11 protein-coding genes are annotated in these 13,956 nt (G+C 72.1%); 4 read left to right on the top strand and 7 right to left on the bottom strand.

The annotated features are described in order from the left end of the window. Window positions 1-176: 176 nt before the first annotated feature. Window positions 177-1,049 (top strand): CAP domain-containing protein, encoded by an 873-nt coding sequence (locus tag IH50_RS0101830; RefSeq protein WP_030856453.1) that lies wholly within the window; start codon window positions 177-179, stop codon window positions 1,047-1,049. Between the two features lie 563 nt (window positions 1,050-1,612). On the opposite strand, the gene IH50_RS0101840 is transcribed toward IH50_RS0101830, so the two are convergent. The 5 genes from IH50_RS0101840 to IH50_RS0101860 form a co-directional block, all read right to left on the bottom strand. Next, window positions 1,613-2,611 carry a TIGR03842 family LLM class F420-dependent oxidoreductase gene (locus tag IH50_RS0101840; RefSeq protein ID WP_030856454.1) on the bottom strand — a complete coding sequence of 333 codons (999 nt, stop codon included), beginning with the start codon at window positions 2,609-2,611 and terminating at the stop codon, window positions 1,613-1,615. A gap of 11 nt (window positions 2,612-2,622) precedes the next feature. After that, a complete protein-coding gene (hydA, locus tag IH50_RS0101845; RefSeq protein WP_030856455.1) occupies window positions 2,623-4,026 on the bottom strand; it encodes a dihydropyrimidinase in 1,404 nt (467 codons plus the stop codon). Window positions 4,027-4,114: 88 nt separating this feature from the next. Next, on the bottom strand, window positions 4,115-5,401 hold the full coding sequence (locus IH50_RS0101850; protein WP_030856456.1) for an aspartate aminotransferase family protein: 1,287 nt from the start codon (window positions 5,399-5,401) through the stop codon (window positions 4,115-4,117). Next, a complete protein-coding gene (locus IH50_RS0101855; protein WP_030856458.1) occupies window positions 5,398-6,240 on the bottom strand; it encodes a nitrilase-related carbon-nitrogen hydrolase in 843 nt (280 codons plus the stop codon). The genes IH50_RS0101850 and IH50_RS0101855 overlap by 4 nt, the downstream gene beginning before the upstream one ends. A 208-nt stretch (window positions 6,241-6,448) precedes the next feature. Next, window positions 6,449-6,718, bottom strand: a complete 270-nt coding sequence (locus IH50_RS0101860) for a helix-turn-helix domain-containing protein (protein WP_030856459.1) — start codon at window positions 6,716-6,718, stop codon at window positions 6,449-6,451. Between the two features lie 33 nt (window positions 6,719-6,751). Here IH50_RS0101860 and map point away from each other — a divergent pair, with 33 nt between their 5' ends. Beyond that, window positions 6,752-7,522: a type I methionyl aminopeptidase gene (map, locus tag IH50_RS0101865; protein WP_030856460.1), complete on the top strand. Its 771-nt coding sequence runs from the start codon at window positions 6,752-6,754 to the stop codon at window positions 7,520-7,522. A 535-nt stretch (window positions 7,523-8,057) separates the two neighbouring features. Then, entirely contained in the window at window positions 8,058-10,586 is a 2,529-nt protein-coding gene (locus IH50_RS0101870; RefSeq protein ID WP_030856461.1) for an ATP-dependent Clp protease ATP-binding subunit, read from the top strand. Window positions 10,587-10,611: 25 nt separating this feature from the next. Here the strand turns inward: IH50_RS0101870 and ggt are convergent, their stop codons facing one another. Further along, window positions 10,612-12,423, bottom strand: a complete 1,812-nt coding sequence (gene ggt / locus IH50_RS0101875; protein WP_030856462.1) for a gamma-glutamyltransferase — start codon at window positions 12,421-12,423, stop codon at window positions 10,612-10,614. 152 nt (window positions 12,424-12,575) lie between these two features. Here ggt and IH50_RS0101880 point away from each other — a divergent pair, with 152 nt between their 5' ends. Further along, on the top strand, window positions 12,576-13,331 hold the full coding sequence (locus IH50_RS0101880) for a hypothetical protein (protein ID WP_030856463.1): 756 nt from the start codon (window positions 12,576-12,578) through the stop codon (window positions 13,329-13,331). A 261-nt stretch (window positions 13,332-13,592) separates the two neighbouring features. Here IH50_RS0101880 and IH50_RS0101885 read toward each other — a convergent pair whose 3' ends face one another. Then, on the bottom strand, window positions 13,593-13,922 hold the full coding sequence (locus IH50_RS0101885) for a hypothetical protein (RefSeq protein WP_030856464.1): 330 nt from the start codon (window positions 13,920-13,922) through the stop codon (window positions 13,593-13,595). Window positions 13,923-13,956 lie beyond the last annotated feature (34 nt).

Raw genomic sequence — 13,956 nt, forward strand, 5'->3', positions numbered from 1 at the left:
TTCTGACGGGGCGACAGGCTCTCCGCCGGGCCCCTGACGGGCAGGTCGGCACGGTCTCCCGCCCGCCGCAAGCCCCCTCCCGGTCTACGAAGCACGGTAGGAGATGAGCCCTTTGCGCCCGGTGCCGGGGCGTCCCAAGAATGACCAGCCTCCGGACAGCAGGGGTGAGGTCACGCATGGGAAAGCATCGCCATCAGAAGCGGTACCGGCGGACGGTCGTCGCGGCGGTCGCCGTAGGAGTCATAGGCATACCCTCGGTCGCCATGGCCTGCACGGACTGGCCCGACGAGGGACAGCGGCAGGACCAGGTCACGGCGGCCGGGGCCGAGCACAGGGGCGACCCCGGCTGGTACAGCCGGTGGAGCAGTCAGCAGCACGGTGAGCCGACGGCCCTGCCGTCGGACACGCCGACCGCCACCGCGAGCGCCGCGAAGCCGGGTACGCCGAAGGACAGCGGCGCGAAGCCGTCGCACAAGCCGGAGACGAAGGCTCCCGGGGCGGCCGCCTCCAAGCCCGCCACGGCTTCTCCGAAGCCCACCACGGCCGCTCCGAAGCCCACCACCGCGGCTCCGAAACCCACCACCGCCGCTCCGAAACCCACCACCGCCGCTCCGAAACCCACCACCGCGGCTCCGAAGCCCGCCGCCCCGGCCCCCGAGCCCGCCGACGCCTCCAGTGCCGTCGCCAAGGTCGTGGAGCTCGTCAACGCCGAACGCGGCAAGGTCGGTTGCTCCCCCGTGAAGGTGAACGCCACCCTCACCAAGGCCGCGCAGGACCACAGCAAGGACATGGCGGCGAGCGGCACCATGTCGCACACCGGGTCGGACGGCTCCTCCCCCGGCGACCGCATCACCCGCGCCGGTTACAGCTGGAGCACCTACGGCGAGAACGTCGCCTACGGCTACTCCACCCCCGAGCAGGTGATGACCGGCTGGATGAACAGCCCCGGCCACAAGGAGAACATCCTCAACTGCGCGTTCAAGGAGATCGGCGTCGGTCTCGCCCAGCCCGGCTCCTACTGGACCCAGGACTTCGGCACGGCCCGCTAGGCGTATTGATCACGAGCCCCGTCGACACCGGCGGGTCGTGAACACGGTGAAGACCTCCGATGTGGTGTACCTGTCCAGGAACGCACCGCACGGAGGTCTCCGTGTCTCGCCGCGACGCCCGGCCGCCCGTTCACGGCAGACTTCCGCTGACCACCCTCGCCCCAAAGCGACGGTCCCGGCCGGTGGGGCGGGAGCCGGGTCGCAGCGGGTCGTGCGGATCAGTTCGCGGCAGGAGCGTCGATGACCCTGCCGTCCTTGTCGAGGGTGCGGGTGTCCCAGTACAGGTCCCACTTGTCGTCGACCTGCCGCGGCACCTTGCCCTGCGGGTACTTCACGAACCCCGCCGGGGGGCGCTTCCCCCTCCGAGACGCAGACGGAACCGGTATCGCCCACGAACAGGGCGGGGTACTCTCCGGCGGCGCAGATGTCCTCCCGGTACTCGAACCCGGCGCACCCGGTCAACGCCGCGACGGCCGCCGCGCTCGCGAGTACGGCGGCGACGGTACGGAGCCTGCCGGCACGGGGAGCGGTGGCGGCACCGGGCCCGCGGCGGAACGGCTTCGTCAGCGAAGGGCGGGGATGACGGTGGAGCCGTAGGCGTCGATGGTGCCTTCGCGGTCGTCGTGCATGGCGTAGACGGCGAACTGGTCGACGCCGAGCTCCCTGAGCCGGCGCAGCTTCTCGATGTGGGCCTCGGCGGGGCCGAGGAGGCAGAAGCGGTCGACGATCTCGTCGGGGACGAAGTCCGTGGACGGGTTGCCGGCCCGTCCGTGGTGGCTGTAGTCGTAGCCGTGCCGTTCCTTGATGTACGACGTCAGCGCCTCGGGGACCAGGCCGGAGTGCTCGCCGTAGCGGGCGACGAGATCGGCGACGTGGTTGCCGACCATGCCGCCGAACCAGCGGCACTGCTCCCGGGCGTGCGCCAGGTCGTCGCCGACGTAGGCGGGCGCCGCGACGCAGATGGTGAGCGCGTCGGGGTCCCGGCCGGTGTCGGTGGCGGCCTGCCGGACCGCCTTCACCATCCACTCGGTGAGGAAGGGGTCGGCGAGCTGGAGGATGAAGCCGTCGGCCTTGCGTCCGGCGAGGGCGAGCGCCTTCGGCCCGTACGCGGCCATCCAGACGGGCAGTTTCCCGTCCCGTACCCACGGGATCCGCAGCGGCTGCCCGTCGACCTCGGCCTCGCGTCCCTCGGCGAGGTCGCGGATCGCGCCGATCGCCTCGCCGAGGCGGGCCAGCGTGTTGGGCCGGCGTCCGGCGACGCGCATCGCGGAGTCGCCGCGGCCGATGCCGCAGACGGTGCGGTTGCCGTACATGTCGTTGAGGGTGGCGAAGGTGGAGGCGGTGACCTCCCAGGTGCGGGTGCCCGGGTTGGTGACCATCGGGCCGACCTTCAGTGTCGTGGTGGCGGCCAGGATCCGGCTGTAGATCACGAAGGGTTCCTGCCACAGCACGGCGGAGTCGAAGGTCCAGCCGTGGGTGAAGCCGCACCGCTCGGCGCGCTGCATCAGGCTGACGACCTGTGCCGCCGGCGGGTCGGTCTGCAGGACGAGTCCGAAGTCCATGCGCGGCTCTCCTAGGTGAGGTACTGACAGGTGGACCGCGGGGTGTAGACGCCGTGTCCGGCGCGTCCGGTGTACTCCCGGTCGGTGATGACGGGGACACCGCGCGAGAGGACGGTCTCGACCCGGCCGGTGACCCGCCTGCCCTCGTAGGCCGAGTAGTCGACGTTCATGTGGTGGGTGCCGGCCGACAGGACCTGCTCGGCGTGCGGGTCGTAGATGACGACGTCGGCGTCCGCGCCGGGCGCGAGGGTGCCCTTCTTCGGGTACAGGCCGAACATCCGGGCCGGGGTGGCGCAGGCGATCTCGATCCAGCGGCGGCGGGAGATGTGCCCGTCGAGGACGGCCTGGTGGAGCAGGTCCATACGGTTCTCCACGCCCGGGAGGCCGTTGGGGATCTTGGAGAAGTCGCCGCGGCCGAGTTCCTTCTGGCCGGTGAAGCAGAAGGGGCAGTGGTCGGTGGAGACCACCTGGAGGTCGTCGGTGCGCAGGCCCCGCCAGAGGGCCGCCTGGTGCTCCTTGGGCCTGAGCGGGGTGCTGCACACGTACTTGGCGCCCTCGAAGTCCGGCTCGGCGAGGTTGTCGGTGGACAGGAACAGGTACTGCGGGCAGGTCTCGCCGAAGACGTTCAGACCCTCGTCGCGGGCGCGCGCCAGCTCGGCGACCGCTTCCGTCGCGGAGACGTGGACGACGTACAGCGGGGCGCCGGCGACCTGGGCGAGGCGGATGGCGCGGTGGGTGGCCTCGGCCTCCAGCAGGGCCTTGCGGACCTCGCCGTGGTAGCGGGGGTCGGTCTCGCCGCGGGCGAGGGCCTGTTCGACGAGCACGTCGATGGCGATGCCGTTCTCGGCGTGCATCATGATCAGCCCGCCGTTGTCGGCGGAGCGTTGCATGGCGCGCAGGATCTGGCCGTCGTCGGAGTAGAAGACGCCGGGGTAGGCCATGAACTGCTTGAAGGAGGTGACGCCTTCCTCCACGAGCAGGTCCATCTCCTTGAGCGTCTCCTGGTTCACATCCGAGACGATCATGTGGAAGCCGTAGTCGATGGCGCAGGTGCCCTCGGCCTTGGCATGCCAGGCGTCCAGCCCCTGGCGCAGGGACTGGCCGACGCTCTGTACGGCGAAGTCGACGATGGTGGTCGTACCGCCCCAGGCGGCGGCCCGGGTGCCGGTCTCGAAGGTGTCGGAGGCGAAGGTGCCGCCGAACGGCAGCTCCATGTGGGTGTGGGCGTCGACCCCGCCCGGGATGACGTACTTGCCGGTGGCGTCGATGGTCCGGTCGGCGGTGAAGGCGTCGGCGGCCGGGGTGGCGGAGGCGGCGAGGGCGGCGATGCGGCCGTCCTCGATCAGGACGTCGGCGTGGATCTCGTCGGAGGCGGTGATGACGAGGCCACCGCGGATGACGGTGCGGCTGCTCATGCTGCTCCCTCTCTACGAGCGATACGAGCGATACGAGCTCTGCGGGCTCTGCGGGCTCTGCGGGCTCTGCGGGCTCTGTGAGCCGGTGCTACAGCGTGCTGCGCAGGGCGCTCTCGAGGATGTCGGCACCCTCCTCGGCCTCCGCGACGTTGAGGGACAGCGGCGGGGCGATGCGCAGGGCGCTGGTGTCGTGGCCGCCGCCCTTGCCGATGAGCAGGCCGCCCGCGCGGGCCGCCTCCAGGACGGCGGACGCGGCCGCCGGATCGGCCTCGTCGGTGCCGGGTTTCGCCAGTTCGATGCCGATCATCAGCCCGCGCCCGCGGACCTCGCGTACGGCGGGGACGTGGGCGGCGGCGGCCCGCAGCCGCTCGATGAGCAGGCCGCCGACCCGGCGGGCGTTGCCCTGGAGGTCGTGTTCCAGCAGGTAGTTGAGGTTGGCGAGGCCGGCCGCCATGGTGATCTGGGTGCCGCCGAAGGTCGAGATGCTGTTGGCGTCCAGGCAGTTCATGATCTCGGCGCGGGCGACGACCCCGCCGATGGACATGCCGTTGCCGATGCCCTTGGCGAAGGTCAGCATGTCGGGCGGGCCGCCGCGGCCGTGGGCCTGCCAGCCCCAGAAGTGCTCGCCGGTGCGGCCCCAGCCGGTCTGCACCTCGTCGGCGATCCACAGGATGCCCCGCTCGTGCAGCACCTCGCGGAAGGCCGCGTACAGGCCGTCGGGCGGCGAGGTGAAGCCGCCGACGCCCTGGATCGGCTCGGCGATCAGCGCGGCGGGCGGGCGGGTGTGGCCGAGGAGGTCCTTCAGGTCGTCGACGCAGGCCGCGACGAAGTCGTAGTCGTCGAGCGCGGCGAACGGGCCCCGGGTGCGCACGCCGCCGTGGACGTAGAGCGTCTGGAGCGGGGAGAGGGAGGTCGGGGACCAGCCGCGGTTGCCGGTGATGCCGACCGAGCTGAAGGAGCGGCCGTGGTAGCTGTTGCGCATCGCCAGGATCGTGTTGCTGTTCCGGTAGGCGGTGGCGAGCAGCAGGGCGGTGTCGTTGGCCTCGGTGCCGGAGGTGGTGAAGAAGACCCGGGCGTCCGGGATGGCGCTCAACTTCGCGATGCGCTCGGCGAGTTCCACCATCGGCCGGTTGAGGTAGAGGGTGGAGGAGTGGACGATCCGCCCGGCCTGGTCGCTCACCGCCTTGGTGACCTCGGGCAGGGCGTGGGCGGTCATGGTGGTGAGGATGCCGCCGAAGAAGTCGAGGTAGCGGTTGCCGTCGGAGTCCCAGACGTGGCGTCCCTCGCCGTGGGTGATCTCGATGGGCTCCTCGTAGTAGAGGGCGAGCCAGTCGGGCAGCACGGACCGGTGGCGGCCCAGCAGGTCGTCGGTCACGGCCGCACCAGCCCCTCGTAGGCGTCGGGGCGGCGGTCGCGGTAGAAGGCCCACTGCTGCCGCACCTCCTCGATGAGGCCGAAGTCCAGGTCCCGGACCACGAGTTCCTCCTTGCTGTCGCTGGCGACGTCGCCGACGAACTGCCCGCGCGGGTCGACGAAGTACGAGGTGCCGTAGAAGTCGTTGTCGCCGTACTCCTCCTGGCCCACGCGGTTGATCGCGGCGATGAAGTACTCGTTGGCGACGGCCGCCGCCGGCTGCTCGAGACGCCACAGGTGGGACGAGAGGCCGCGGTGCGTGGCGGACGGGTTGTAGACCAACTGGGCGCCGTTGATGCCGAGTTGCCGCCAGCCCTCGGGGAAGTGACGGTCGTAGCAGATGTAGACGCCGACCTTGCCGACGGCGGTGTCGAAGACCGGCCAGCCGAGGTTGCCGGGCCGGAAGTAGAACTTCTCCCAGAAACCCTTGACCTGGGGGATGTGGTGCTTGCGGTACTTGCCGAGGACGGTGCCGTCGGCGTCGATCACGGCGGCGGTGTTGTAGTAGTAGCCCGACTGCTCGACCTCGAACACCGGCACGACCATCACCATGCCGGTCTCGCGGGCCAGCTCCCGCATCCGGCGGACGGTCGGCCCGTCGGGCACGGGCTCGGCCCAGCGGTAGTGCTCAGGGTCCTGGACCTGGCAGAAATAGGGGGCGTTGAACACCTCCTGGAACCCGATGACCTTCGCGCCCCGCCGGGCCGCCTCACGGGCGTGTTCCTCGTGTTTCGCCAGCATGGACTCGGTGTCACCGGTCCAGGTGGCCTGGACCAGAGCGGCACGTACGACGTTGGCCATGAGCTGCTCCTTCGACACGACGTCAGAGCCTCTACGCCCGTAGAAACGGTCGTAGAGGGACGAACGTAAGCCTCTCGGGCGGCCTTGCCAAGACCATCGTCGCCGCGGCCGTGGAGTCGACGCCGTTTCACACTCCTGTGGGTGAGTTGCCCGCCGCGTCCCGCCCGGCCGGGCGGGACGTGGGCCGGGTGCCGGACCGGGGCCGGACTCAGGCGGCGATCGACGTGCTCGGCTCGGCGGGGGCGCAGCGCCCCACGAGCTCGTCCATCGACAGGCCGAGCGCGCCGGCCAGCGCGGCCACCGTGAAGAAGGCCGGGGTCGGGGCACGCCCCGTCTCGATCTTGCGGAGGGTCTCCGCGGAGATACCGGCTTCCGCCGCGATCTCGGCCATGCTGCGGCCGCCGCGCGCCTCGCGCAGCAGCCGGCCGAGCCGCTCGCCGCGTTCGCGCTCTTCGGGGGTCAAGGGGGTGCGCACCATGGCACCCATTCTAATACCGGTATAGTAATTGGCATGGTGGAACTGAAGACCGACACATCGATCGATGCCATGTACGAGGCCGGCCAGGTCGTCGCGAACGCGCTGACGGCCGTACGGAACGCCGCCGACGTGGGCGTTTCCCTGCTGGAGCTGGACGAGGTGGCGCGGGAGGTGCTGCGCGCGGCGGGTGCGACCTCGCCCTTCCTGGGCTACCGGCCCTCCTTCGCGCCGACCCCGTTCCCGGCCGTGATCTGCGCGTCCGTCAACGACGCGATCGTGCACGGCATCCCGGACGGCTACCGGCTGCGCGACGGGGACCTCGTCTCGATCGACTGCGGCGCCCTGCTGGGCGGCTGGGCCGGGGACTCGGCGATCAGTTTCACCGTGGGCACCCCGCGCCCGGCCGACGTGACGCTGATCGAGACCGCCGAGCGGGCGCTCGCGGCGGGCATCGGGGCGGCCGTCGTCGGCAACCGCATCGGCGACATCGCGCACGCGATCGGCACGGTGTGCCGCGCCGGGGGGTACGGCATCATGGAGGACTTCGGCGGTCACGGCATCGGCCGCCGCATGCACGAGGACCCGGGCGTGCCGAACGAGGGCCGGCCGGGGAGGGGCATGCCCCTGCGCCACGGCATGGTGTTCGCGATCGAGCCCATGCTGATCGCGGGCGGCACGGACACCTACCACACCGCCCCGGACGGCTGGACCCTCCGCACCAACGACGGCACCCGCGCGGCCCACGTGGAACACACGGTGGCGATCACGGAAACGGGCCCCCGCATCCTCACAGCCCGCCTGTAACCGCAGACAGCCGCCTCCCTCCGCTCCCGCGGGCAATCGTGCCTCCCCCAGTGCCTCAAGGGCCTGGGAGGTACCCCCAGGGCGGCACGGGTGGGCGATGGGGGTACCTCCCGCTCGAGCGAAGCCGAGAGTGGGGGAGGCACCCCGCAAGCGCCGGGCAGCGCGACCCACCCCCGTCTCCGCGGGCAGTCGTGCCGCTGGGGCGGCACGGGTGGGCGCGACGGCACCCCGCAAGCGCCGGGCAGCGCGACCCACCCCCGTCTCCGCGGGCAGTCGTGCCGCTGGGGCGGCACGGGTGGGCGCGACGGCACTCCGCAAGCGCCGGGCAGCGCGAACACCCCCGGCCCGCACCAGCACGGGGCACCCCACAAGCACCGGGCCGCGCAGCCCACCCCCGCACCGCACCGCACCGCACCGCACCGCACCAAGAAGCTGGACATGCCCACCCAAACAGATCGTGTCATCGTGGGCATGAGCGAGCCCCGACCGGGTTACCCGGCCCCGGCACGTCGACCCAGCGAAGGAACGGATGACGATGACGAGTGGTTTCGTCGGCCCGGAGGGCGACCCCTTCGCAGAATTCCTCGCCCGCTTCTTCGGCGGACAACGCCCCCGCCAGATCGACATCGGCCGACTCCTCAGCCAGCCCGCCCGCGAACTGGTCCGCGGCGCCGCCCAGTACGCCGCCGAACACGGCAGCCGTGACCTGGACACCCAGCACCTCCTGCGCGCCGCCCTCTCCGCCGAGCCGACCCGGAGCCTGCTCAGCCGGTCCGGCGCGGACCCCGACTCCCTGGCGTCCGAGATCGACGACCGCTCCGGCCCCGTACAGCACGGCCCCGGCGAGGCCCCGCCGCCGACCTCCCTGTCCCTCACCCCCGCCGTCAAGCGGGCCCTGCTGGACGCGCACGAGATGGCCAGGGCGTCCGGCGCCGGCTACATCGGCCCGGAGCACGTGCTCACCGCCCTCGCCGCCAACCCCGACTCGGCCGCCGGCCACATCCTCAACGCGGCCCGGTTCTCCCCCTCCGGTCCCCCGGAGGCACCGGAGGCCCCGCCCGCCCGCGCCGAGCGGCCCCGCCCCGCGACGGGCACGCCGACCCTCGACAAGTACGGCCGTGACCTCACCGCGTTCGCCCGCGAGGGCCGTGTCGACCCGGTGATCGGACGCGACGACGAGATCGAGCAGACCGTCGAGGTGCTCTCCCGGCGCGGCAAGAACAACCCGGTACTGATCGGTGACGCGGGCGTCGGCAAGACCGCCGTCGTGGAGGGACTGGCCCAGCGGATCGCCGAGGGGGACGTGCCCGACATACTCCTCGGACGGCGCGTGGTCGCCCTGGACCTGACGGGCGTCGTCGCCGGGACCCGCTACCGGGGCGACTTCGAGGAGCGGATGAACAACATCGTCGAGGAGATCCGGTCCCACTCCGACCGGCTGATCATCTTCATCGACGAACTGCACACCGTCGTCGGCGCCGGGGGCGGAGGCGAGGGCGGCTCGATGGACGCCGGCAACATCCTCAAGCCGGCCCTCGCCCGCGGCGAGCTGCACATCGTGGGCGCGACCACCCTGGAGGAGTACCGCCGCATCGAGAAGGACGCGGCGCTGGCCCGCCGCTTCCAGCCGATCATGGTGCCCGAGCCGACGCCCGCCGACGCGATCGAGATCCTGCGCGGTCTGCGGGACCGGTACGAGGCCCACCACCAGGTCCGCTACACCGACGAGGCCCTGCTCGCGGCCGTCGAGCTGTCCGACCGCTATCTGAGCGACCGCCGCCTCCCGGACAAGGCCATCGACCTGATCGACCAGGCCGGCGCGCGGGTGCGGCTGCGGGCCCGGACCAAGGGCACGGACGTACGGGCCATGGAGCGCGAGGTCGAGCAGCTGACCTGCGACAAGGACCAGGCGGTCGCCGACGAGCAGTACGAGCAGGCCACGCAGCTGCGGGACCGCATTATGGAGCTGAAGCGGCGGATCACGGACGCGGGCGGCGACGGCGAGGTCGACGAGGGGCAGAGCCTGTGGGTGGACGCCGAGTCGATCGCCGAGGTGGTGGCCCGGCAGACGGGCATTCCGGTCAGCCGCCTCACCGAGGAGGAGAAGGACCGGCTGCTGGGTCTGGAACAGCACCTGCACCAGCGGGTCGTCGGCCAGGAGGAGGCGGTGCGCGTCGTCTCGGACGCGGTACTGCGCTCCCGCGCGGGGCTCGCCAGCCCCGACCGGCCGATCGGCAGCTTCCTGTTCCTCGGCCCGACGGGTGTCGGCAAGACGGAGCTGGCGCGGGCGCTCGCCGAGGCGCTGTTCGGCAGCGAGGACCGGATGGTGCGCCTGGACATGAGCGAGTACCAGGAGCGGCACACGGTGAGCCGGCTGGTGGGTGCCCCGCCCGGCTACGTGGGGCACGAGGAGGCCGGTCAGCTCACCGAGGTGGTGCGCCGGCACCCGTACTCGCTGCTGCTGCTCGACGAGGTGGAGAAGGCCCATCCGGACGTCTTCAACATCCTGCTCCAGGTCCTGGACGACGGCCGGCTGACCGACTCGCAGGGCCGGACGGTGGACTTCACCAACACCGTGATCGTGATGACCAGCAATCTCGGCTCCGAGGTGATCACGCGGCGCGGCGCGACCCTGGGTTTCGCGTCCGGCGGCGCGGACGCCGACGAGGAGGCGCGGCGGGAGCAGATCCTGCGGCCGCTGCGGGAGCACTTCCGGCCCGAGTTCCTCAACCGGATCGACGAGATCGTGGTGTTCCGCCAGCTGACCGCGGAGGAGCTGCGGCGGATCACCGACCTGCTCCTGGAGAGCACCCGGCGCGGGCTCAAGGGGCAGAACATCTCGGTCGACTTCACCGACGCGGCCGTGGACTGGCTGGCCGAGCGCGGCTACCAGCCCGAGTACGGCGCCCGGCCGCTGCGCCGCACCATCCAGCGGGAGGTCGACAACCAGCTCTCCCGGCTGCTGCTGGACGGCCGGGTCCGGGAGGGCGGCCGGGTGACGGTGGACACGGAGGACGGGCGCCTGGCGTTCCGTACGCGGGAGACACCGGCGCCCGAGCTGTGAGCGCGCCGGTGTCCCCCGCATGTTCCTAGCGTGCGGGACGGACCACCATCGCCGATCCGCCGCCCCTGCGGACCTTCTCCGCCGCCGCGAGCCACCGGCCGTCCGGCAGCCGCTGGACGGCCGTGGCCGCGCCGATCTCCGGGTTCTCCCGGAAGGAGTGCCCGATGGCCTCCAGGCGCTGCCTGACCTCACTGCCGTACAGGCCGGGTTCGAGGTCCGTCAGCGCCGTGTTGCGCTGGCTGGCGCGCGGCGCGGCGATGGCGTCGACCAGGGGCAGTCCGCGGTCGAGGAAGCCGGTGAGGGTCTGCAGCACGGTGGTGATGATGGTGGAGCCGCCGGGCGAGCCGAGCGCCACCACCGGCCGGTCGTGCCGGTCGAGCACGATCGTCGGCGCGATGGACGACCGGGGCCGCTTGCCGGGGCCCGGCAGGTTCGGGTCGTGGACGGCCGGGTCCGCCGGGGCGAAGGAGAAGTCGGTCAGCTCGTTGTTGAGCAGGAATCCGCGGCCGGGCACGGTGATGCCGCTGCCGCCGGTCTGCTCGATGGTGAGGGTGTAGGCGACGACGTTGCCCCACCGGTCGGCGGTGGTGAGGTGCGTGGTGTTCTCGCCCTCGTACGTCGTCGGGGCGGCCTCGCCGCCGCTCGCACAGGGCCGCGGGTCGCGGGGGTCGCCGGGGGCGAGGGGGCTGGTGAGGACGGCGTCGTCCCTGATGAGGCACGCGCGGGAGTCGGCGAACCGCTGGGAGAGCAGTTCCCTGGTCGGTACGTCCTCGAAGACGGGATCTCCGACCCAGCGCCCCCGGTCGGCGAACGCGATGCGGCTGGCCTCGATGAAGCGGTGCAGGTACCGGACGTCGCTCGCGTCGGAGAGGTCGGTGCGCTCCAGGATGTTGAGTGCCTCGCCGACGGTGGTGCCGCCGGAGGAGGAGGGCGCGATGGAGTAGACGTCCAGGCCGCGGTACGAGGTCTTCGTGGGCGGCTGGGACTTCGCGCGGTAGGCGGTGAGGTCGCGCTCGGACAGTTCGCCGGGGCGGGCGTTCCAGCCGGAGTCCGGGTCCACGGGCGGCTTGTCGACGGTCCGTACGATGTCCCGGCCGATGTCGCCCCGGTACAGGGCGTCGACGCCCTCGCGGCGCAACTCCTTGTAGGTGCGGGCCAGATCGGGGTTCTTGAAGGTGGAGCCGACGGCCGGGAGTTCGCCGCCCGGGAGGAACAGCTCGGCCGTGTCGGGGAAGTGGCGGAAGCGGGTCTCGTTGGCGGCGGTCTGTGCGCGGAAGGTCTCGTCGACGGTGAAGCCGTCGCGGGCGAGGCGTTCGGCGGGCTTCAGGACCGTGCCCAGACCGCGCTCGCCCCACTTGTCGAGCGCCCGCTGCCAGGTGGCGGGGGTGCCGGGGGTGCCGACCGCGAGTCCGCTGCTGACGGCTTCGGCGAACGGGATCGGCTCGCCGTTCTCCAGGAACAGTCCGGAGCCGGCGGTGAGCGGGGCCGTCTCGCGGCCGTCGAGGGTGTGCACGGTGCGCGAGCGGGCGTCGTAGTAGACGAAGTAGCCGCCTCCGCCGACACCGGCCGAGTAGGGCTCGGTGACGCCGAGCGCGGCGGCCGTGGCGACGGCCGCGTCGACGGCGTTGCCGCCCTTCCTCAGGATCTCGATCCCGGCGGCGGAGGCGTCGGCGTCGACGCTGGAGACCGCGCCGCCGTGGCCGACGGCCACCGGGACCTTGTCGGGGATGTGCCGGGAGGGTGCCTCGTGCCGGTCGGACGGCGGGGCCGCCCCCACCGACAGCACGGCGGCACCGACCGCCAGGACCGTGAGATTCCGTACGACAGGACGACGCATCCGCACCTCCGGTAAACGGCTGTCCGCGCAGCCTAGTTCGTCTTCGGGCTCCCGTCAGGGATGCCGGAGGGGTGTGCCGTCCCGTCGTCCGGTGGACCGTGCGGCCTGCGTCTCGAACACGGGTTTGCGTGGGAGCGCTAGCATGCGCGCCCATGAATGACGACGTGCGCAACATCGTTCTGGGCGTGGTGGCCGCCGGCATCAGCGCCGCGCTGGGCTGGATGGCCCGTACCTATCTGTGGAGGCGGAAGCTCCGGCGCAAGCAGGCGTTCTTCGGCCTGCCGGAGAACGCCGAGTGCCTGCTCGTCGTCAACCGCGATCCGGCGACGGCGGAACCCGCGGTGCACCGCTTCGACGTGTTCGCGCTCCTCGAACTCTCCGCGCTGGTCAAGGACTGCGGGGCGCACGTCCAGATGGTCACCCAGGACGCGGCCCACCAGGGCTTCGGCGAGCGGACCGAGTTCTGTGTGGGCGGGCCGGGGTCGAACCGGCGGATGGTGGCCCACATGGCGGCCATGCTGCCGGGGGTGCGGGTCAACGTCGATCCGGAGCCGGGCCCGGACCGGGGCGCCTTCCAGATCGGCTCCGAGCGCTACCGCATGGACCCGGGCGTCACCGAGTACGTGCTGCTGGCGCGGCTGACCGCGGGTGAACGGCGCGAGACGCGGCCGGTGTTCCTGTTCTGCGGCCAGCGCGCGATCACCAACCAGGCCGCGACCCGCTATCTCGCCCGCAACCACGAGCGGCTGGCCCGCAAGCACGGCTCGAACTCGTTCGTCCTGCTGCTGAAGGTGATCAACTCGCAGGCGTACGGCCCCGATGTGGTCGAACTGGTCGCGGATGTGACCAGGGCCGCGCGGGCCGCGCTGCCGGCCGCCGCGCCACGTAACAGTCACCGGGCGGAGTGACCCTGTTCAGCACCACCCGTCCGGCGCGCAGCTGACCTTCTCCTCACCGGCGGGCGACCCGTCGGGGTCGCGTCCGCCACGCGAGCAGTGATCTCCGGCTGCCGCCGGACGGGTCTGGCCGATGTGATCCGCCGCCCCGTTGGACGCGGGGCGGTGGGCCCCTCCCGGTGGCGGTGTCCCCGCTCCTGGCGCGGAGTCCCCTCCCCCACCGGGATGAAGGGACCATTCTAATCGAGGTCCGGGCGGGGGAGTCTACGGGCGTCACCCCGTTCGGTGCTCGCGGATCTCGGAGGGGAAGTCCTCGGCGCGGTCGCCGCGCGGAGCGCCGGGGAACCCGTCGGGCGTACGGTTCCCCACGATCCGGCCGCCGGCCCTGAGGACCACGCGGTGGGCGGCCGGGCGGGCGAAGCCCGTCTCGCGCGCGACCACGATCACGGTCATGCCCTCGCCTGCCGGTCGCCGCATGCCCTCCCGGGCCTCGACGACGGCCGCCTCTCCCCTGTCCGCGGTGAGCCCGGTGTCCCGCGGGACGCGGAGGTCCCCGGAGTACGTGTCGACGTCACGCGGCTCGATCAGCGGATCGACGGCCACACCCGCCCCTCCTCGTCCTCAGCCGTGCGGTGGT

The organism is Streptomyces sp. NRRL S-37, from assembly GCF_000721605.1.
Classification (GTDB): Bacteria; Actinomycetota; Actinomycetes; order Streptomycetales; family Streptomycetaceae; genus Streptomyces.